This is a genomic window from Legionella maioricensis (genome assembly GCF_023618015.1).
Classification (GTDB): Bacteria; Pseudomonadota; Gammaproteobacteria; order Legionellales; family Legionellaceae; genus Legionella; species Legionella maioricensis.
Genome location: NZ_JAJKBJ010000001.1, coordinates 316591 through 337680, shown reverse-complemented (window position 1 = coordinate 337680; position 21090 = coordinate 316591). Strand labels below are relative to the sequence as shown.

Genomic DNA, 21090 nt, shown 5'->3' with positions numbered 1-21090 from the left:
GCACAAGGTTTATTCGTCGGTATTTTTATGATTCATAGCATGACAGCTTTTGCTCGATCTCAAAAACAGGTTGACGCGGGTCATCTTTGTTGGGAAATCAGGTCTGTTAATCATCGTTATTTGGATGTTTCATTTCGTTTACCAGAGTCTTTTCGTTTTATTGAAACTCATTTACGCGCTTCGTTGCGAGATAAAATAAATCGAGGAAAACTTGAATGCCAGCTTAAGTATCAAGATACAAGTTGCAATAATCAGTCTATGCTTATAAATATAGGTATGGTTAATGCATTAGTAGATTTAAGCTCTAAATTAACGGACTCACACCATTTGGCAAATGATTTGAGTGTCAGTCATGTACTTTCCTGGCCCGGTGTGGTGCAATCCAATCCATTGGATATGGAGGAGTTGGGAAAACAGGCTTTGCAGTTATTTCAGGATACTGTAGAGCAACTAAGTCATACCCGATTGACTGAAGGTCAGGCTTTAAAATCGCATGTGACAGGGCGTTTGCAGGCATTAAGTCAAGAAGTAGAGCGTTCCAAGTCTGTAGTAGCCACACTGGCAAACCAGACTAAAGATAAATTGCTCACTCGCCTCTATGCTGTGCAGCTTGAAGTCCCCGAATCACGTGTGGAACAAGAAATTGCTATGATTTTAGCGCGACTTGATGTCAGTGAAGAGCTGGACCGGTTACAAACACATATTAAAGAAGTGGGTCGTACCCTGGAGTGTGATAAAGTAGCGGGTAGAAGATTAGATTTTTTGATGCAGGAATTAAACAGAGAAGCAAATACGTTGAGTTCAAAATCGGACTCCATTGAACTAACCCAAAGCGCTGTTGAAATGAAAGTGTTAATTGAACAAATGCGTGAACAAATACAAAATATTGAGTGAGTTATATGGTTGGTAATGATTCTGGAAATTTATTCATTGTTGCTGCGCCTTCTGGAGGGGGCAAAACAAGTTTGGTGCGCAAACTGATTGACACTCTCGATCGTATAGAGGTTTCAATTTCCCATACTACACGAGCGATGAGACCAGGAGAAAAGCACGGGGCTGATTATTTCTTTGTTAATGAAGAAGACTTTATTGGTATGGTCAATGAGAATGCCTTTATTGAGCATGCCAGGGTTTTCAATCATTTATATGGAACATCAGCTGCGCAAATTACCGAGCGACTGATGTACGGTATTGATGTGGTTTTGGATATTGATTGGCAAGGAGCGGAACAAATCAGACGCTCCTTCCCCAAGGCCATCAGCATCTTTATTGTTCCTCCTTCACTGGAAGAATTAAAATTAAGATTGATGAATCGACGTCAGGATAAAGATGAAGTAATCAGCGAGAGGATGAAAAAGGCACAAAATGAACTAAGCCATTATCCCGAGTTTGATTACTTAATTGTGAACGATGATTTCGAACATGCGGCATCTGAATTGGCAGCTATAGTGACTGCAAATCGTCTGCGAATGGATAGGCAGGTAAATAAACAAGCAAAATTGCTTTCATTCCTGTTGTCATCGCAGTAAAATATAGGGTTTGAGTGAGAAACAGATAAAAACCGAGTTAAATCGAGTATCTGTTTATAATGACTGGAGAAATTTATGGCACGAGTAACAGTTGAAGATTGTTTAGAACACGTCGCAAATCGATTTGAATTGGTTATGGTCGCTACTAAACGAGCAAGACAAATAGCAGTTCGCGGCGATCAGCCTATGGTTGAGTGGGAAAATGATAAGCCTACTGTGGTTGCTTTACGTGAAATTGCTGAAGGTTTTGTGACTGCAGATATTTTAGATAAAGAATAAAATATGTTGTTAACTTTGCAGTAAGAGGATCTGTCCTCGATAAATATACCACTTGCAAAAGCAAGTTATGGTATTTAAGCAAAGCATGGCGTCTAAAGGCAAAGCATAAAACCATAATTTGACAACGAGAGGTATTAAAAGCCATGTTGGACATTAGGGAGTACTGCGTGAGCTACTTTAAGGAGCTCGATGAAGAGCTGAAATGCTACCTTGAGCAGGCGCAAATAGAAAAATGTTACCAAGCATATCTGGTTGCTGAAAAAGCACACCATGGCCAAATGCGCCGTTCAGGCGAGCCCTACATTACTCATCCGGTAGCCGCTGCCTTAATTCTTGCGAGAATGAGGTTAGATTATCAAACGATAATGGCTACTTTGCTCCATGATGTTGTCGAAGATACTTCTATTAGTAAAGAAGATTTAACTCGTCAATTTGGTGAAGAGGTGACTGCCCTGGTGGATGGGGTAACCAAACTAACCAAAATAAAATTTGAATCCAAAGCAGAAGCTCAGGCAGAAAATTTTCGCAAAATGGTTTTGGCCATGGTTAAAGACATACGTGTTATTATTGTCAAACTGGCGGATCGTTTACATAACATGCGCACTTTAGGGGCCATGCCTGCTGCCAAGCGACGGCGTATCGCCATAGAAACGCTGGAAATTTATGCTCCAATTGCCAATCGCTTGGGGATGCACTCTATTTATGTAGGTCTTGAAGATTTAGGTTTTCAAGCCTTATATCCTATGCGATACAGAGCCATAAAATCTGCGGTAGAAAAATCGAGAGGCAACAGAAGAGAATTAACTCAGACCATTGAAAAAGATTTACAACATGCCCTGTCGCAACTCAATATACCTTATGAACAAGTATTTGGCAGGCAAAAGCATTTATACAGCATTTATCGTAAGATGCGCTTAAAAAAAGCCTCATTTACTGAAATTACTGATGTTTTTGCTTTTCGGGTGATTACCGAAGACATTGATTCCTGTTATCGAATTTTAGGTGCCTTACATTGTACTTACAAGCCCGTTCCACAGCGCTTTAAGGACTATATTGGCATTCCCAAAGCGAACGGATATCAATCATTGCATACTACTTTGTTTGGTCCGTTTGGCGTTCCACTTGAAGTACAAATTCGTACTCGTGAAATGGATAAAGTGGCGGATAACGGAGTGGCAGCGCATTGGATTTATACATCCTCTGGTCTTGAAGTGAACGAAGCGCAATTACGGGCAAGAGAGTGGGTGCAAAGTTTATTGGAGATGCAACGCAGCACTGGAAGCTCATTGGAGTTTATTGAAAACGTAAAAATTGATTTGTTCCCGGATGAAGTGTACGTATTTACTCCAAAGGGACATATTATGGAATTGCCTAAGGGGGCAACACCAGTCGATTTTGCCTATACCGTACATTCTGGGGTAGGGAATAGTTGTGTTGCGGCCAAAGTAAACAGGCGTTTGGTGCCACTGAGCATCCCTTTATCTAACGGTCAAACAGTTGAAGTCATCACGGCTCCTGGAGCTCATCCTAATCCTTCATGGTTGAATTTTGTGGTAACCGGTAAAGCGCGCTCTAATATTCGTCATTTTTTAAAAAGCCAGCAGCATTCGGAATCCATTATTTTAGGAAAACGCTTATTAGAACAGTCATTAATTGAATTATCCAGCGATTACGCTAAAGTACCGCCCGAATCGCTTCAGGCCTTACTTAGTGATTTGCATTACAAAACTATTGATGACTTATTATATGCAATAGGAATTGGTAACCAAATGGCTATGGTTATTGCTAAACGCCTGGTGGTTACCCAGGACTCTAATGAACTGGATAAGAGCCATAAACCCAGGCCTTTGGCGATCAAAGGGACTGAAGGCATGGTGGTGCATTTTGGTGAGTGTTGCCAACCGATACCTGGTGATAATATTGTTGGTAAATTTCAACAGGGTAGAGGTATTATCGTTCACTCCAGTGATTGTTCTTCCTTTAAAACGTCGCGTAGCCATCCTGAGCAGTTTATTGCTTTGCGTTGGGATGAGAAAGTTCAGGGTGAATACTGGGTTGATATTACTGTGGATGTTCCCAATGAGCGTGGAGTATTGGCTGCTTTGGCAACAGCTATTTCTGAAGCAGAATCTAATATAGGTAATATTAATGTAGATCCACGTGATGGACGTCATAATGCGGTTACTTTTTCTATTAGCGTTAATGACAGGACACATTTAGCGCGGGTCATGCGTAGGTTAAGATCAAATAAGGTCGTGATGCGGCTCTATAGAAAAAAACAAGGGGATAATTAATGCAACCAATCAACACGAAATTGGCACCAGAAGCGATAGGCACATACAGCCAAGCAATACGCTGTGGGGAAACCGTTTATCTTTCCGGCCAAATTCCGCTTGATCCCAAAACAATGCAAATCTGCAGTGAAGATATTAAGTTACAAATTAATCAAGTGTTGGATAATTTATCTGCCGTATGCGAAGCAGCTGGAGGTTCTTTAGCTAATATCGCGAAATTGTCTGTTTATTTAACCGATCTAAGCCATTTTCCGCTGATTAACGAAGCAATGAGTCGTTATTTCGTTGAGCCATATCCAGCCAGAGCTGCAATAGGCGTTTCTGCTTTACCTCGTGGTGCTCAAGTAGAGATGGATGGTATTATGGTTTTGCCTTCTTCGAACCGTTAAGATGAGTGACGATCCCTATGATCGCACAGGACGCATCATGTTCCTGTTTGTCTGGATTATCTTATTTGCAGGTTTATTTTTATTTTTTTATTACCACGGAAAATCAGAAAAAACAGTTTACTCCGCTAATCATAGTGAAATGATACTAAGTGCGGATCAGGAAGGACATTATCATATTAAAGGACGGATCAACGAATATCCGGTTGAATTTCTAGTGGATACTGGTGCAACCCTGGTTGCAATTCCGCAAGTACTTGCTGATCGTTTGCATATTTCGGGACGTTATCCAATAACGATGTTAACGGCGAACGGAGAGGTAACGGGTTCTTTAACTCGGTTACAAAAATTATCTATTGGTGAATTTACCCTGAACGATGTTAAAGCGGTGATTATTCCTGGTAATGATGACAATCTGGTCTTGCTTGGAATGAATGTGTTGTCACAATTTAATATAATACAGCAAGATAAGCGGTTAATCTTAAAAAGAAATCAGCAGCCGGTAGGCCAGTAACGTATTGTTTATTAAACATAGAGTTTTTATATGAGTATATTTTCCCTTAATGGTGTCACACTTATTCTTGCAGGTAATCGTTTGCTGGATCAGGCTGATTGGCAAATTCAGCCTCAGGACAGAATTGCCTTGGTTGGACGTAATGGCGCTGGAAAATCAACTCTTCTCAAGCTATTACAAGGAGATCTGGTTCCGGATAGCGGTCAGATTCATCAGCTTTCCGGATTACGTATTGCGGGATTAACTCAGGAAGTACCCGTTAGCGAAAAAGAATCTGTCTATCATTTCCTGGTGAAAAGCTTAGGCGAAGTCGGCGAGGTTTTAGCTCAATTTAATGAACTATCCCAGCAAGAAGATATGGATAAGTTAGCGCAATGTCAGCAGAAAATGGATAATTTGCATGCTTGGGATCTATTACCCAAAGTTGAAATGATGGCCAGTCGTTTGGGTATCAATATTTCGGAGCAGATGAATAACTTGTCGGGTGGGATGAAACGGCGAGTGTTACTTGGCGCGGCCCTGATTGCAGCCCCTGATTTATTATTATTGGATGAGCCAACCAACCATTTGGATATTGAGGCGATTGAATGGTTGGAGTCTTATTTAAAAAGTTTTACAGGCAGTGTGGTGGTTGTAACGCATGATAGAGAGTTTTTGAGCCAGGTAGCCAATCGGATTGTTGAAATTGATAGAGGGAAACTCTATCAGCATGAGTGTGATTATGAAACCTATCTCGACAGACGCGAGTCTATAAGGCTCAGTGAGCAAAAACAAAATGATTTATTTGATAAAAAATTAGCGGAAGAAGAGGTCTGGATTCGCACTGGAGTTAAAGCAAGACGAACACGCAATGAAGGTCGAGTTCGTGCTTTAAAAGCATTAAGAGAAGAATATAAAGCGCGTAGAAATCAATTGGGAACAGTGAAATCTTTGACCTTGGACGTCACTCGGTCGGGTTCTATGGTGATAGAGGCGCAAAAGGTCAATTATGCAATCGCTAATAAAACCATTGTTCGTGATTTCTCATTATTACTCACTCGCGGCGATAAGCTTGGCATTATTGGCCCTAACGGATGTGGTAAGACCACATTAGTGCGTTTATTGTTAGGGGAATTACAACCTGATTCCGGGACAATCAAACAAGGTACTTCGTTAAATGTTGCCTATTTTGATCAGTTGCGCCGTCATCTTCAAGAAGATAAAACGGTCATGTTCAACGTGGGTGATGGGGCTGATTATGTGACGATTAATGGCAAGCAAAAACATGTGGCCAGTTATCTGCGTGACTTTTTGTTTTCTCCAGAGCGATTCAATCAGCCGGTTTCTTCTTTATCTGGCGGAGAAAGAAATCGATTACTATTAGCCAAATTATTCGCCAAGCCAGTCAACCTATTAGTAATGGACGAACCTACCAATGATTTGGATATTGAAACTTTGGAGCTTTTGGAAAATATGCTTATGGAGTATCCTGGCACCTTAATCTTGATTAGTCATGATAGAGCTTTTATTAATCAAGTAGTGACCAGTGTGCTGGTTTATGAGGGTGAAGGACAATTTAGTGAGTTTGTTGGCGGCTATGATGAATATAAGATGCATAGAAAACAACAACGTGAAGTAGCAGTAAAAGCCCCCAGTACAAAACGTACTAATTCCGCTAATAAATTGAGCTTTAATGAGCAGCGTGAATTGTCTCAACTGCCCCAGCAAATTGAGCAATTAGAGAAGAAAATAGAAGCCCTGCAGTTGCAAATGGCTGAACCCCAATTTTATCAGCAGGATGCACAGGCTATTGCCAAAGTTAGTCAGGAATTGGCAAAAGAAGAAGCTTCATTAGCCGCTGCTTTTGCACGTTGGGAAGCATTGGAAGAGAGGCAATAAATTGAATTGCTGAATTAAATTTTAGAGATATTATTTATTAGGAACAAATATGTTATTCACTCTAGCTGCAGTTGTCTTTTGTGCCGCCATTTTCGTTTTTTTTTCACAAGAGTTTATTAGAACGTTCAAGAGGATATTTGCCATAAAAGGGGCTCCTTTAATCCTTCCTTTGGCTGCTGCATCTTGGGTGATATATAATTTTGATGATTGGGTCTATTTGGTAATTTATTATTACCGCGACGTGTTGCGCGCGATTGTAACTTTTTTAACCAAGATAATTCCGTTGGGACAGCTATCTTCTTATGTGGCAGTCATTTTATTATTAACGTTTATTTCAGTTGTACCTGTGTTTGTGTTGGATTGGTCTTTTCGGAGAAAAACCTATAAACCCTACCCATATCCCTATTTGACCAGTACTTTAATCTGGCTAATCAGTGCTTATTTGTTAACCATATAGAGGGTTATAATAACCTCTTCTCGAGCCAGTCTTTTAGAAAGTATCGATACTACACTCTAAAATACCGTGTTATTATATACTTACTATAATTTTCCTTGCTGGTATTGTTCTGTATTTAAAGTTTGTCCAAGCCGAGAATGGGATTTAACAACAGGTAGATTAAGTTGCACAAGGACAATCGAAAACTTGCTCCTTAACACCAACAACAGTTTCTGAGTTCCAACATGATGAGATCGAGAATAGTAAATCAATTTAAATTCAATGCGTTAGAAAAAAACTCTCTCAGATTGTTAACACCCATTCTGGAATATATAGAAAAGTGTTCACATTGCCAGAATTGGTGTTCACTTTTTCAATCAGAATGAGTGTTCATTTGGGGAACAGAATATGCAGATATCCACTTAACCAATGTTACTAGCAACTACATTCCCAAATAGACATTATCGATTTCATGCTCCTCAGGTACCTCATTCTCCCCTACATAAAAATCTGAAAATGGGCCCGCTTCGCCTGGATTGGCATAAATACTTAATGGTAATTCTATTCTATCTTTACCTTTTTCCAGAGCTTTTGCTAACTCCCGACCAATATCTTTTACTGTGATGAATACAAAAACTGAAGAATAGGATGTTGTTTCTATTAAAGACTTCATAATGCATTTATTGGTATAAGCAACAGGTCTAGCTGGATCTTCAGGCCAAAACACACACAATTTCTTGTTTTGATTTCTATAAAAATGATGAAGCAAATCCTCTTTTCGATAGACGATAGAACCCATCTTCGTATTGCTTTCCCAGCTTCGTAAGCAAAATAAGGGTTCACTCACAGATAAGTCATTTATAGGATTCCCACTCTTTGACATAATTAAAGGAGAGGTGCTCCGGGTAAGCCAATATGAAAAGCCATAGGTAAATCCTAATGCTGAACCTTGGCGAATAAATTCCCTAGCACGAAACTGATAATCAATGGCGTTGTCGGTTTGAATAAGTTCGCGAGATAAGTTATGAAATTGTATTTTGTTGTATTGCGTTTCATCTATACTTATCTCAGTGTACCCTTCGAATTGAAGCGGATCAAATAAATGCATACACAAGGAACCCAAGTCGCCTTGGTGCTCGGCATCTAAACTATCCTCAGCATCGATCTCTAACAAATATGCATTAGTTACGGGCTTTATATTTGTTCGCGTACCACCATAGTTAAATAATATTTGATTTTTTTCAATATCCTTATTGGCAAAAAGTGCATATCCAATGGTAGATCGTATTTTACAATGCCTATACTTTCGAGAGCTGTTTTATTATTTATTTTGATTTCTCTGCCCGTATCTAATTTTATTTGTTCAACAACCTCTTTGAGTGGAAGGAGCTTTACATCAGCCAGATTAAATTCTTTACCTCCAGTTAGATCAAGAAACGCTATTGTTTCTACTGATTTCACGTCATTACTTATGTCATACTTTGCATACATTTGAATAATTCTCCTCGAAAATAACCTTCATTGAAATACCCTACTCCAAGTAGATCTTTATCAAATGCTATGAATTTTGAAGGGGTATTTCGAATGGTCTTTTCATAAGTTAGTCTGCCTCTTTGTTGGGGGAACCCTTAGCCATAGTGATCTTATTTGACGCCATTTTTCAAAGCTGAGCGGCAGCGTCTGTTTCTAAAAGTTTATAAGGTAAAGAGGGGGAATTGCAGGTCAGATTATCACTGAGCAAGTTTCATGAAAGGGTTTTGTTACCTTGTCATTCCATCTTTACCTCACCGACAAACCCGTTTAATGATTAAATCTAGGAAAATACCAGTCCTCTTTCGGCCTTAAAGAGAAGATAAGTCGTTTGCTTGGATAAGTTTAATCCAATGGAGCCTATTATAGTTTTCCTATATTAAGAAATACTTAGCTGATTTACGCAAAAACTGGATATAACATACGAAAAACATATAACAGCCGTGGCTATTTTTAATACAGTTAGCGATTTTAGTTTTTAATGTAATTAAAGTAAAGAAAGAAATTTTCAGAACAAATCGACCAATGCCATATTTGTGGGATGCTAGTGAACGAAAACGTGCTAGCGCATAATGGTAAAATTACCAGTATAGTGGATTTGTGAATGAAATTTGCTTTGATGATTCATTATTAGGTATTACTCTAACAAGTACATGTCTTGAAGGTTACGACACTAAATATACTGATTACTGGGCAGAAGCCTTAATCCTTGATGATACAGCGCAGATAAGACTTGATTTTTATAGACTATTTTATGCCATGGCATTTATGGGGAAACATTCAATACTAACGCCCAATGATAACCCACTCGTGGGAGCGAGTGAGTAGATACAGCTATTAACATCACCTTGATATCTCAAAGAACAGCTATTTCATAATTAATAAATTCCGCAAAATGATGGGTTTGTGGACTAAATAAAGTAACGTCAATATTCCTATATTTTTAGATTCTAAATCGGTTCCAAATCTCTATCCTAAAATCAAAGTTTGTTTTGATTTAGACTGAATTTAACGTTTTATTGAACCGAAACAAATTTAAGGGGCAGGTCTTGAATTTCGAATTTTAAAAAGTTTAATTCAAATTTCAAAGCCTAACCCTATAGCTCCTCACACCATAGATTCGATTTCAAAAAACAAGATTTTTGTATATATGTGAATTTGATCAAAAATAAGGGCGGCGGTATTATAGCGCAAGTTTCGGATCGCTAGGCCATTATACTTCCAGCTCTTTAGCGATTTCTACTATATGACCATCAAGATCCAGGAGGATTGCACTTTCCCATCCCCATGGTTTGACTTCCGGAGGGATAATTGACTTTGCTCCATTTTCAAGTGCAGTTTCGTATGCTTCTTTAAGATTATGAGGTTCAAAAGAAATTTGAGAACCAATGAGTTGTTTTTGCGATGCTTTTAAGTATTTTTGTTTAATAATATCTTTAGCAAGATTATGCGCACAAAATGCTAAAGTAACTTCGCCAGTATCCATTTCTGCATAATCTCCACTTTCATGAATAAAACGATTTTTGATACCAAAGGCATTTTGGTAAAATTCCACAGAATCGTTCACATTATTTACATATAAAATGGTATAAGTTAGTTTCATACATCCTCTCTATTAAGAAATAAAAGTACATTAGACTGTATTGTAAGATTGGAACATTAGACTGTATTGTATAATTGGGACATTAGTTCTTTTGGTGTCAAGCCACAAAGATTTTTAATGGATTTATTCATGTCAGCCTGATCGTAGTAACCAGATGCTATGGCTAGATCACTAAGTGAGGTTGTACTTTTTTGTTGAGAGAGTTTTATAAATTGGTTAAGTTTCCTGGTTTGACTCAAATCTCTAGCAGGGTAGCCAAAATAATTTTTAAAAATTCTGTACAATTGTCTTCTAGAGATTTTTTCTTTGCTGGCGTGTTTTGAGATATCACCAAAATTCATTTCTGCTAGATGATTTATTCTTTTGATATTTTCTTGATATTGGATTGAATTAATTTTTTTGAATAAGAATTTTGAGATTTCCTGTTCAATTTTTAAGGAATTTATTTCTGGAAATTCCATTAGGTCTTCAATTTTATTTTTTTCAAAATTTTGTGAAATATCGACAAGTTGATCGAGAGTTTCTTCCATAGGGAAATTAAAAAATTGAGATCCATGACCAGGCTTAAAGCGAAAACCCCAATAATCAATTTTTTCTTCGCGTTCAATCATCACGGCTTTTGTCATCGTACCGCAAAAAACAATATCTATTCCAAATGTTGTCCTTTTTATAATAATATCAGTAGCAGAGTCAGGTAGAATGAGCATTTTATTTTTAGGAGCTACAGATGAATGCCAAATTGCTTGATTCGATGTTGTTAGTAAATGAAGTGATGTCTCTCGCTCTTTATACATAGTATTGGTTGTGCTTTGTTCTGGTTATGTTGAATATTTATAAAAATTTCAGAATTTTCTTATTTTAGCATGAGGGTCACTCTTTCATAAAATGTACTAAAACCATCATGAAATTTCATTTTTTAATAGTTTATAGACTGTAGATCTGCCAATACCTAGTTGTTTAGCAATTTCACTAGCTCCTTTGCCAGATAATTTTAAGGAGTGGACTTTTTTTCTATCGATTTTTCTTTTACGTCCAAATTTAATACCTTTTGATATCGCTTCAAGCCGACCTTCATTAGTTCGTTCTAAGATGCGATGACGCTCAGCTTGGGCTACTGCTGATAAAATTGTAACAACCATTTTTCCCATAGTTCCTTCTGTACTAATCCCATCATCGATAAATCGGATAGACACCCCAATTTCATCAAACTCTTTAATGAGTTGAATCATGTCTGCAGTATCTCTTCCTAACCGATCCAATTTAGTCACCAAAATAACATCACCTTTCTCCACTTTGACTTTTAGTAAATTTAATCCTTCTCTATTTGTATTACTCCCTGTGGCTTTATCAGCAAGCGTAGCCTTGATGGAGCAACGCGTAATCAAGGTTTTCGTACTGAAATTTAGGCATCGAAATAAATTAATGCTCATGAGCCCAAATGGCATTCAAAGATTTGAGGTAATGAATATTTATCCTTGATTACGCATTGCTCCATCAAGGCTACGCTCGCTTTTGGCATCAGTTATTTTTCGGGGAGATTACCGGTTTATATTAAAAAGACTACACTATATATAATTATATAATCAGTCAGGGATAGATTAAGAAAAAATGAAACCTATAACATTCGAATTGTTACTAAATTTTTTAGTTTCAGAAATGGAGAAAAAAGGTCTCGTAATAACTAATTATACCTTTGCTTTAGATAATGAATTTGTACGTGCCTGCAATGAATTCTGTGGTACTTCTTCAAAAATAGATAAATACCGTGAAATTTTGCAGCAGTGTATCACTCATGAGTATATTAGAAATAAAACAGTCAGTCCTTTAACTTGTCTCGCAATAACTCAAAAAGGAGTGGGAATTGTTAGTTCAAATAGACGCTCAAAAGAAATAGATGATTCAAAAACATGTTTAAAAAAATTATCGGATATTGTTTTAGAGCATCATGGATTATTTATAGCTATCGGCGTAATTCTAGCCTTAATAACTTTATTTATTAAATTATGGTGGAACAAATGAGTGAAAAATCTTACAAAATAGAACTTAAGTGTCTTTTTTGTGACCATGTTTTAGTGGCGGAGGAAAGCAAAAAGTTCCAATCTGGTGATTTAATTCCATGCTCAAATTGTAATAAAGAAAATGACTACGACTCCCTAATCGAAGTAGCTAAAGAAAAGGGTATAGAATTAATCAGGGACGATCTTAAAGATCATTTTAAAAAAGCCTTCGAAAAAAAATGAATTTATACAAGCCAGTAATTAAAAGAGGTAAATAAACCCCCGATTTTTTTCCTGTTGAATGTTGCCAAGGCTATAAGTGGCCCCAAACTACTTTTATTGAACCAATTTATATTTTGACAAGCTCTGATAAAAGACCTATAATTAGGTCGTATAAAAGTACTTTATTGAGGTCTTGTTATGCAAACTTTATATGCAACTCAAGTTGCGAGTATTAGTGAATTAAAGAAAAATCCAACTAAGGTGATCAATGATTCACATGGACAACCTATAGCAATATTAAATCACAATACAGCAGCTGCTTATTTGATACCTGTAGAAACTTTTGAGCGGATGATGGATCTACTTGATGATAATGAATTGAATAAAGTAGTTGATCAACGCTTGTCCTCTCCTTTTAAATCTATAAAGGTTGATATAGATGAGTTATGAGCTTCATTTTCATCCTCTGGCACTTAAAGAATGGAAAAAACTTGCAAAAGGATTGCAGGAGCAATTTAAAAAAATATTAAAACGTCGCCTTGAAGACCCACATGTAATATCGTCAATTCTAAGTGGCAAACTGAAAGATTGTTATAAAATTAAATTACGCCAATCTGGTTATCGTTTGGTTTATCATGTGAATGATAATAAACTAATAATAACTGTTATAGCCGTCGGTAAAAGGAATAAGAACGAAGTGTATGACGAGGCAGAGAATAGAACAGAATAAAGTATTCTACAATCAAAGGATATCATCGGCCTAATGTAACAAGCAGTGTCCCAAAAACACATGATTTATTCATAAATCAAATTATGGACGCAGGTATTGACATCAAATAGGGAAGAATATGAAATTTGAATGGGAATTAATTGAAAAGAATGAACGCAATCAAAAAGGTGGTGGAACGCCTTATACTTATAGAGCCAAAATAATTGGTGGCTGGTTGGTTAAGCATACTACGGATCAAGGAGTTTCTTTGGTATTTGTTCCTGATCCAGAGTATAAATGGATCATTGATTAAAATAATGACATATCATTCTAAATTAATCATGTCCAAAAAAAGAATATCGATAACGAGAAAACAATTTTTCTCAATTCTGGGGCCGGGCACTCTTCAAAACTAACATTATAACTTTTATTACAAGGAATCAATGGGGTTGAAAATCAATGAGGTCAGAAGCAGTAACGTTCGTAAACTCCCCGTTTATCTAACTAATTAAATCTCTATTTGAGTCGAATAATTTTCTTATTGGCTTGATTTATGAGCCTAATGACTCTATTGTTAAACTCAAAAAATGAGCCGAATAATCTTATTAATTGGCTCGCGAGGTAGAAACTATGAATGACATTCAAATAAAATGGATCTGGCAACTGGTAGATTGGCCAAAGTTTCATTGGCAAGAACAGCTTATTCAGCCTTTATTACGGGAAGTTAGATTGAAACAGGGGGTTCTAATAGGTAAAACGGGCTCTGTAGCAGAAAATATATCTTTGGAATCTGCTCTGGATACTTTGTTGCAAAATATAATTGCCTCCTCTGCAATTGAAGGTGAGCGGTTGAATGAACACTCAGTGCGCTCTTCACTTGCAAAACGGATTGGATTACATCTTAAGCAACCTTACCCAACTACTGAGCGCTCAGAAGGTTTAGCGCAAATGATGTGGGATGCTATTAATAACTTAAAGACACCTTTATCGCTAGAGCGCCTACAACAATGGCACAAATGGTTATTTCCTGATGATGAGGGATCTAAATTATATAGAGTTAACGCAGGGCAGTTAAGAGGTGAGGAGCCTATGCAAGTTGTCTCTGGGCGCATTGATAGGCCAACAGTGCATTTTGAGGCGCCGCCAAGGGAACGATTAGAGCAAGAATTAAATGCGTTTCTGGAGTGGTTCAATCAAAGCCTAAAAGAACCAACGTTGGATCCATTATTACGAGCAGCAATTAGCCATTTTTGGTTTATCACAGTACATCCATTCGAAGATGGAAACGGACGGATCACGCGCGCTCTAACAGATTTAGCCTTAGCTCAAGAGGATAAGCAGAGTATTCGGTTTTATGCAATGTCGGCAACTATCCTTGCTAATCGCAACGATTATTATAAAATTTTGGAGAAAAGTCAGCGGCAAACCACAGATATAACCATGTGGTTATTATGGTTTTTAAATACTTTGGAAAGTAGTATTCAAACTGCCATCAATAATATTGACCAAACTCTTGCTAAGAGCCTATTTTGGCAGGTTTTTCAAGAAAGTGAGCTCTCTAAGGAGCAAATAAAAATTATTAATTTAATGTTTGATGAAAAAGATAACTCATTCGAACAAGGAATTAGCGCTGCTCAGTATAAAAAAATTACTAAAGTAAGTAAGGCTACAGCAACCAGACATCTTTCGGATTTATTAGATAAAGGTTGTTTCGAAAAATTGCCTGGTGGAGGAAGGAGTACTCGATATCAAATTACATCAAAATTTATGAAGAGAATTATTCGAGATGATTAATATCCATTTGGTAGTTCAGGTTTAGCGCACTAATGACAACTACAGAATTTTATGGGAACAAAGTTGTAGACTATGTGTACATAACCCTTTAGATTTTTGCGTCAGGGCCAGGTTCCGGAGCAATATGCCTATTGATATGAATGACTTCATCTAAAGTTGCTTAAGTCGGTGAACCGTTCCATTACGTCCCAAGGGCTTTGGTTGAGAGACCCTATTATCCAGATTGAGCAGCAAAATAATATGAGACCGGTATGTTGAACCTCATTTTCAATTAACGTGATTTAGCATCAGATGTTATGGGTGTTAGATCATTCAGGCTTAAATTGGTCATTCCAATTGACGTAGCGCACTGTAAAAAGAAGGCAAATTGAAAAGATGCTCGACTCATTTTACTTAATATACTGGTATGAGTTTCTTGGACATCAATGGTGTAGAATTGAGGTTTCTGAGGGTAGCAATCCTTCTTTAGAATCTGAGCGTATTACCATTCCTGGCTAGGTAATTTATTAAAATAACCTATCTACATGTTTTGTCATTGCCCAACCAAGTGAGCAATCCCATATATAACTCTAAAAAGAATCGCCCAGGATTGCTTTGTTAAGGCTGGCTCCGACGTAATGTACTCTGTGACGGCTGCGAGCATAAGCTAGCCTTTCAGTTTAGATTCCGCAATTTGAAATCTTATTACTGAGTCTGACGATGTAATACAGACGACTCTGGATCTAGATCCAAATCTGCAGGCAATACCAGTATCTCACAAAAAAGAGCATAAGAGATTTTATGAACGATCCTTGGAGAACCAGGAATACTTGCATCATTAGGATCTATGAAATAAACGTAGCCATTTTCATCACTATCTATCTCTGCTCCAATGATATTTATAATATGAGTATCCTCCCCTTTTTCTGCATCAGATTCAGACACATCAGAAACAAAATAGCCGAGACCATGTTCGCCAAAGGTATGTCGTAAGTTAGATGAGAGCGTGACAAGAGCCAGATCAATTTCAGCAAGACAAGTTCCCTGACGCAATTCCTGAATTAGACCGGTTAATTTTTTCTCGGGGCGCCAAGAGGATTGAGCATAGCCCAAGCTCTTCCATATATGAGTAATAATAATATGATCATAATGAGTTGATAGTTGATCCAAGGACAGATTTTCGGGTAGTAAATTAAGCTTCTTAAGATAAGCATCGACAGCTTCTTTAATAGGAAAACCTAGATTGGCACTAACTTCATTTATCGCATTAATCAAGAATTGGGCATGGCGGTCTAATAAAAAATAGGTCAAGTCAGGCTGTCCGCTGTCTAAAAAATCTTTAAGTAGCCTCATCTGAATTTTTAGTGGCTCTGACGGACTGGGAATGCAAGCCAACCTATTCAAAATAGATTGAGAATAAACTTGATCAGCTGATTGAGTTTCATTAGCTTTAATTGCTTGCCGCTGTAAATTGTCATTAAAATGATCAACGAAATCATCTTCTATTTCCTTAATCAGGGATAAGGCGGTGCATTGCTTTCGAAAAGTGGAAATTATTATTTCTTCTTTACGTTTTTTTGCCTCGTCACTATTTGCACTTTTCCCCATGAAAAATCGGCCATAATGAGTATGTTTGGCGGCATAGTACCAGCAAAGGCCACCTTTATTTCCATATTGAATTTGTGGTGTCTGTGAATCGGTCAACTTGAATATTTGACCATTATCTATGTAAGTGATTGCTAAACTGTTTGGGAGACCTGCTGCCTTCTTGGTATTTAAACTATATTTACCACTGGGAATGTAATGAAGAACTCTATTTGTTTCATTGATATAAAATGAGGAGGGCATATTAATACCTATTATTGTAAATTATATCCTTGCAAGAAATTTATTTCCGTTGGTTTATTTTATGCTTACCCGGATAAGTAATCAATACGTAATTGGTTGGGGATTGAACAAATAAAACAGCCTCGCGACAACTAAGAGGGCTATGCCATTGCAGTGATCCATGGGTAGGTTTGTTAAATGAACTTAACGTTTTCTTTGCAATAAATCACTAAATGGGCATGGAATTAATGGATTAAATAGCCTAATATTGAATCATAGACGGCACACATTGAGCAGCCAACGTCATAATCTAGGAAGCCAGATTGAGAGTGTGGTGAGCAAGCTTAGCCAAGGCTAAGAAGCCAAAAGCATTCCAGAGGAATCCACCTGATGAATCGGACTGTATGCAATCTTACTGTCTATACCTAATTGTTAAAGAGCATATTTTATATGCTCTTTTTATTTTTAAGTCTCTTTTTTATTGATTTGATTTTAACTAATTAATCTTCTTAAACATGCACCATGCTGTTGTTTATTCGGCACTTTCTACCAAGTTACGTCCATTTTTCTTGGCCTGGTACATGGCTTTGTCAGCTCTGAAAAGACAATCTTCTATAGCCGTATCCGTTGCCTTCAGAATGGTAACGCCAATGCTAACAGTACAGCCTGTTTCCTGACCGTTAAAAAACAATTTGTGCTGAGCTATAGCCTGGCGAATGCGCTCACACAGGAGCATCGCCCCTTCCAGTTCAACATCAGGCATCAATATGGCAAATTCCTCTCCACCAATACGAGCGAAGAAATCAGTATCTCGAAGCTGCTGTTGAATCTGGCGACACAAGGACTGGAGCATCTCGTCTCCTGCCGCATGGCCGTAGTGAACATTGATTTCTTTAAGGTGATCTATATCTAACGAGGCGACACATAAATAGGTGAGATGCCGTCGGGCACGAACGAACTCCTGGACAGAGCGCTCTAAAAAATATCTGCGATTTGGAATATCAGTCAAGGGATCACGACGGATTAGCTTTACTAATTCGTTTTCAATTTTCTTTTGCGTCGTAATATCACGAAAAAACCAGACTCTTCCCATATATTGATGATTATCGCTCCATAATCCTCTGGAGTGACGCTCTAATGTTCGACCGTCTTTTAATTCCAATTCACAAAGATCGCTTAGTTCAGGGTTATCATATAACATCTTCACACGTTCCAGAAAGGCTTGAGGATTGCTTACACGGCTGGTTACTGTGGTTAATATGGGCTCATCACTAGTCCCGATTGCTATATTTTGGGCCATTGGATGATGAATTGAGAGTTCCCAAACCTCGATAAATCTCTGATTGTAGCAAACAATGATTCCTTGCTTATTAACTACCAGTACACCGTCTAGAGATGCCTCTAAAATTGCTTTTATTAAGGTGTGCTGAAACTCTGGATCCTCTGGCTTATTTTTCAAGATTTCGTTTTCCATAATGTCACCTTTCTGCCTATGTAAATGGGAATAAAGGCCGTTGATCTTTTATATCCTGCCTAAGAGTATAGTCAATGGCGTCAACATATGGAGAAGAAAGGAATATCATGGCTTTGGCTCAGTGTATTGAAATCCACGTATTACGCTGCGCTAATACCTGCTACAAAACTTTGAGTAAGTGCCGTTAGTTGCAAATAGCGACTATAGATGCTTAGAAATTAGTTTAATCTTTTAACTTCAGTGTATAATAGCGCCAATTTATTTTCAGGTTGCGTTATGAATAAACAAGACTTTTATTTTGACTTACCTCCAGAGTTGATAGCTCAATATCCTCTGGAACAACGCAGTGCTTCTCGACTTTTAACCTATAATCGTGCAATAGGGGAGTATGGTCACTACCAATTTAGAGAAATCGCTGACTTTTTAAACCCAGGTGATTTATTAGTCATGAATGACAGTAAGGTTATTCCTGCACGACTTTATGGCCAAAAATTAACTGGCGGAAAAGTTGAATTGTTAGTGGAGCGTGTTACTGGAGAGTTTACTTTCCTTGCGCATATAAAAGCCAGCAAAGCGCTCAAGCCAGGCGGAATTATCCAATTGGAACAAGGAAATCAACTTGAAATATTAGAAAGACAAGATGATTTATTTATTTGTAAAGCCAATATTGCTGTATTGGATTTATTGTATCGTTTAGGGCATATTCCATTACCGCCCTATATTACCAGGCAAGATGAACTGCTTGATGAAGATCGCTATCAAACTATTTATGCTAAATATGCCGGTTCAGTAGCAGCTCCTACTGCAGGTTTGCATTTTGATGAATCCATAATATCCAGTCTGCATTCTAGAGGGGTAAATATAGCATATGTTACTTTACATGTAGGTGCTGGGACATTTAGACCTGTGCGTTGTGATAATATTAAAGAACACAAAATGCATAGTGAACACTTTACAATAAGTTCCGAGCTGGTTGCTGCTGTGAATGCAACTAAAGCGGCGGGGCATCGTGTGATTGCCGTAGGGACTACAGCACTACGGAGTCTTGAAAGTGCAGCCCAGGATGGCGTTCTTGCTCCTTGCAGCAAGGATACGGATATATTTATTTATCCTGGTTATCAATTTAAAATTTGTGATGGATTAATGACTAATTTTCACTTACCTGAGTCGACTTTACTGATGCTGGTTTCTGCTTTTATCGGCCACCAACAAGCAATGGCCCTGTACCAGGAAGCAATTAACAAAAAGTATCGTTTTTTTAGTTATGGTGATACTAGTTTATTACTTTAGAATTTTAGTATTTCAGGGGACAATGAATGTTGCACGCCGTTCAAAATTTTTTACCTATAATGACCTCAGACGCGGGTTTATGTCTTACCGCTGCCAATTGGCAGGAGGTAAACATTACTTCCATTGCCCTCTACCTTGATTCTTTATTATTGAAGCCAGGTTATGAGTTATTAAAAAAAATTCCCAATTTATCTGCATACATGGGATGGTCTGGAGCAATTATTTTAAATGCCGCTTCGCTTGCAGCAAACAAAGAGGGGATTTTTACCATTACCTCAACCTACGATGGGAGCAAGCTTAAGTTAACATATGCCCAACTCATCGAAATAATACTGCATCTAAAACCCAATGCAGTCATTTTACCGCGAAAGATAGTCCAGGAATTTCCCCAAATCTGGGAGAATTGGGATGAATCGATTACTCCCATTATTGGCGTTGATGATTTATTAAAACAGGAGGTACACCGAGTTCATGGCGTGTATTTCCACTGGGATAACTCCCTTTCCCGGGACGCTTTTTTAGAACAATTAAAAAGATGGTCTCATTTACCTCGTTATGTAACAGGACATCTAAGCCTGGAGCTTATGACGTATTTGAAAGAGGAAGGAATAGAGTTTCTTGAATCCAATGAACCTGCAGCATCAGGTATGCAAGGCAAAGTATTCTGCCGAAAAGGTGTCGTGGATTTAACAGAAGATTCCACCGCAATGCAGTTTGAAGTCATTGATGGTGAATGCGCTTGCCCCACCTGTTCTCAACAATTAACAAAAGCATATCTTCACCATTTATTTCTTCACACCCCTTTGTTATGCCAGCGATTTTTAATTCAACATAATGTCTACTATGCGCTAAGTTATTCAGGAAATTAAATCGAAATTGATTCGATTCATTTACCTTCCGGGCAATTATCTATATGATGTCACGCTGTTGAACAATAGACTTTGATACATCGGGTTATTGAAGTCTAATGCAATAAATTAATAGCAGATTTGAGGAGATTATATGAGTTTTTTTATTAGCGATGCTTTAGCTGCGGCCGGCACACCTCCAGCAGCTCAAACTGATGGAACCTTTTCACTCATAATGATCGCTGCCATCTTCGTGTTGTTCTATTTTATGTTAATTAGACCACAAAATAAAAGAGCGAAAGAACATCGTGAGTTAATCAGTCAATTGAAGAAGGGTGATGAAATTATTACTTCTGGCGGTATGTTGGCCAAAGTAGTCAGTATTGATGAGCAGTACATCAAAGTCAGCCTCGCAGAAGGCATAGAGGTTAATTTGCAAAAAGGTGCGGTAAGTACAGTATTACCTAAAGGCACTTTAAAATCTCTTTAAGTCAGTCATAG

Annotated in this window: 26 protein-coding genes; 18 read left to right on the top strand and 8 right to left on the bottom strand. The window is 37.8% G+C overall.

All coding sequences use genetic code 11. From position 1 onward, the window contains the following. Nucleotides 1-27: 27 nt before the first annotated feature. The 8 genes from LOX96_RS01470 (at nt 28) to LOX96_RS01435 (ending at nt 7337) form a co-directional block, all read left to right on the top strand. Nucleotides 28-894, top strand: a complete 867-nt coding sequence (locus tag LOX96_RS01470; protein WP_250421287.1) for a YicC/YloC family endoribonuclease — start codon at nt 28-30, stop codon at nt 892-894. 5 nt (nt 895-899) lie between these two features. After that, nucleotides 900-1529 (top strand): guanylate kinase, encoded by a 630-nt coding sequence (gmk, locus tag LOX96_RS01465; RefSeq protein ID WP_250421293.1) that lies wholly within the window; start codon nt 900-902, stop codon nt 1527-1529. A 75-nt stretch (nt 1530-1604) separates the two neighbouring features. After that, a complete protein-coding gene (gene rpoZ / locus LOX96_RS01460) occupies nt 1605-1808 on the top strand; it encodes a DNA-directed RNA polymerase subunit omega (RefSeq protein WP_115148690.1) in 204 nt (67 codons plus the stop codon). Between the two features lie 167 nt (nt 1809-1975). Further along, nucleotides 1976-4102 (top strand): bifunctional GTP diphosphokinase/guanosine-3',5'-bis pyrophosphate 3'-pyrophosphohydrolase, encoded by a 2127-nt coding sequence (gene spoT, locus LOX96_RS01455; protein WP_250456339.1) that lies wholly within the window; start codon nt 1976-1978, stop codon nt 4100-4102. After that, nucleotides 4102-4491, top strand: coding sequence for a RidA family protein (locus LOX96_RS01450; protein ID WP_250421297.1), 390 nt, complete (start codon nt 4102-4104; stop codon nt 4489-4491). Before spoT ends, LOX96_RS01450 begins: the two co-directional genes overlap by 1 nt. 1 nt (nt 4492) lies before the next feature. Beyond that, a complete protein-coding gene (locus LOX96_RS01445) occupies nt 4493-5002 on the top strand; it encodes a retropepsin-like aspartic protease family protein (protein ID WP_348645836.1) in 510 nt (169 codons plus the stop codon). Nucleotides 5003-5032: 30 nt separating this feature from the next. Next, nucleotides 5033-6880, top strand: coding sequence for an ATP-binding cassette domain-containing protein (locus LOX96_RS01440; RefSeq protein ID WP_250421301.1), 1848 nt, complete (start codon nt 5033-5035; stop codon nt 6878-6880). A gap of 49 nt (nt 6881-6929) precedes the next feature. Continuing rightward, on the top strand, nt 6930-7337 hold the full coding sequence (locus tag LOX96_RS01435; RefSeq protein ID WP_250421303.1) for a hypothetical protein: 408 nt from the start codon (nt 6930-6932) through the stop codon (nt 7335-7337). A 421-nt stretch (nt 7338-7758) separates the two neighbouring features. Here the strand turns inward: LOX96_RS01435 and LOX96_RS01430 are convergent, their stop codons facing one another. Continuing rightward, a complete protein-coding gene (locus LOX96_RS01430) occupies nt 7759-8490 on the bottom strand; it encodes a hypothetical protein (RefSeq protein ID WP_250421304.1) in 732 nt (243 codons plus the stop codon). Nucleotides 8491-8510: 20 nt separating this feature from the next. Next, on the bottom strand, nt 8511-8807 hold the full coding sequence (locus LOX96_RS01425; protein WP_250421305.1) for a hypothetical protein: 297 nt from the start codon (nt 8805-8807) through the stop codon (nt 8511-8513). A gap of 639 nt (nt 8808-9446) precedes the next feature. Between LOX96_RS01425 and LOX96_RS01420 the strand changes: the two genes are divergently transcribed. Beyond that, nucleotides 9447-9674, top strand: a complete 228-nt coding sequence (locus LOX96_RS01420) for a hypothetical protein (RefSeq protein WP_250421306.1) — start codon at nt 9447-9449, stop codon at nt 9672-9674. 385 nt (nt 9675-10059) lie between these two features. On the opposite strand, the gene LOX96_RS01415 is transcribed toward LOX96_RS01420, so the two are convergent. The 3 genes from LOX96_RS01415 to LOX96_RS01405 form a co-directional block, all read right to left on the bottom strand. Further along, nucleotides 10060-10449 (bottom strand): VOC family protein, encoded by a 390-nt coding sequence (locus LOX96_RS01415; RefSeq protein WP_250421307.1) that lies wholly within the window; start codon nt 10447-10449, stop codon nt 10060-10062. A 56-nt stretch (nt 10450-10505) separates the two neighbouring features. Then, complete coding sequence (locus LOX96_RS01410) at nt 10506-11243, bottom strand: AraC family transcriptional regulator (protein WP_250421308.1); 738 nt, start codon at nt 11241-11243, stop codon at nt 10506-10508. Between the two features lie 105 nt (nt 11244-11348). Continuing rightward, the gene (locus LOX96_RS01405; RefSeq protein WP_348645834.1) at nt 11349-11879 is read right to left on the bottom strand and encodes a recombinase family protein; all 531 of its coding nucleotides are present in this window, start codon (nt 11877-11879) and stop codon (nt 11349-11351) included. 178 nt (nt 11880-12057) lie between these two features. Here LOX96_RS01405 and LOX96_RS01400 point away from each other — a divergent pair, with 178 nt between their 5' ends. The 6 genes from LOX96_RS01400 (at nt 12058) to LOX96_RS01375 (ending at nt 15171) form a co-directional block, all read left to right on the top strand. Beyond that, nucleotides 12058-12468: a hypothetical protein gene (locus tag LOX96_RS01400; RefSeq protein WP_250421309.1), complete on the top strand. Its 411-nt coding sequence runs from the start codon at nt 12058-12060 to the stop codon at nt 12466-12468. Next, entirely contained in the window at nt 12465-12689 is a 225-nt protein-coding gene (locus LOX96_RS01395; protein WP_250421310.1) for a hypothetical protein, read from the top strand. The genes LOX96_RS01400 and LOX96_RS01395 overlap by 4 nt, the downstream gene beginning before the upstream one ends. Before the next feature lie 177 nt (nt 12690-12866). Beyond that, nucleotides 12867-13118 carry a type II toxin-antitoxin system prevent-host-death family antitoxin gene (locus LOX96_RS01390; protein WP_250421311.1) on the top strand — a complete coding sequence of 84 codons (252 nt, stop codon included), beginning with the start codon at nt 12867-12869 and terminating at the stop codon, nt 13116-13118. Then, the gene (locus tag LOX96_RS01385; RefSeq protein ID WP_250421312.1) at nt 13108-13398 is read left to right on the top strand and encodes a type II toxin-antitoxin system RelE family toxin; all 291 of its coding nucleotides are present in this window, start codon (nt 13108-13110) and stop codon (nt 13396-13398) included. The genes LOX96_RS01390 and LOX96_RS01385 overlap by 11 nt, the downstream gene beginning before the upstream one ends. 118 nt (nt 13399-13516) lie before the next feature. After that, nucleotides 13517-13690 (top strand): hypothetical protein, encoded by a 174-nt coding sequence (locus LOX96_RS01380; protein WP_250421313.1) that lies wholly within the window; start codon nt 13517-13519, stop codon nt 13688-13690. Between the two features lie 317 nt (nt 13691-14007). Beyond that, entirely contained in the window at nt 14008-15171 is a 1164-nt protein-coding gene (locus LOX96_RS01375) for a Fic family protein (protein ID WP_250421314.1), read from the top strand. A 271-nt stretch (nt 15172-15442) separates the two neighbouring features. Here LOX96_RS01375 and LOX96_RS01370 read toward each other — a convergent pair whose 3' ends face one another. From LOX96_RS01370 to LOX96_RS01360, 3 genes are all read right to left on the bottom strand, one after another. Continuing rightward, nucleotides 15443-15598, bottom strand: a complete 156-nt coding sequence (locus tag LOX96_RS01370) for a DUF6471 domain-containing protein (protein WP_348645903.1) — start codon at nt 15596-15598, stop codon at nt 15443-15445. A 257-nt stretch (nt 15599-15855) separates the two neighbouring features. Next, nucleotides 15856-16998, bottom strand: coding sequence for a hypothetical protein (locus LOX96_RS01365; RefSeq protein WP_250421317.1), 1143 nt, complete (start codon nt 16996-16998; stop codon nt 15856-15858). A gap of 511 nt (nt 16999-17509) precedes the next feature. After that, nucleotides 17510-18451 carry a sensor domain-containing diguanylate cyclase gene (locus LOX96_RS01360; protein WP_250421319.1) on the bottom strand — a complete coding sequence of 314 codons (942 nt, stop codon included), beginning with the start codon at nt 18449-18451 and terminating at the stop codon, nt 17510-17512. Between the two features lie 276 nt (nt 18452-18727). Here LOX96_RS01360 and queA point away from each other — a divergent pair, with 276 nt between their 5' ends. From queA to yajC, 3 genes are all read left to right on the top strand, one after another. Further along, the gene (gene queA, locus LOX96_RS01355; protein ID WP_250421321.1) at nt 18728-19741 is read left to right on the top strand and encodes a tRNA preQ1(34) S-adenosylmethionine ribosyltransferase-isomerase QueA; all 1014 of its coding nucleotides are present in this window, start codon (nt 18728-18730) and stop codon (nt 19739-19741) included. 26 nt (nt 19742-19767) lie between these two features. Further along, a complete protein-coding gene (locus LOX96_RS01350) occupies nt 19768-20610 on the top strand; it encodes a queuine tRNA-ribosyltransferase family protein (RefSeq protein ID WP_250421322.1) in 843 nt (280 codons plus the stop codon). A gap of 133 nt (nt 20611-20743) precedes the next feature. Further along, on the top strand, nt 20744-21079 hold the full coding sequence (gene yajC, locus LOX96_RS01345) for a preprotein translocase subunit YajC (RefSeq protein ID WP_250421323.1): 336 nt from the start codon (nt 20744-20746) through the stop codon (nt 21077-21079). The last annotated feature ends 11 nt before the right edge of the window (nt 21080-21090 follow it).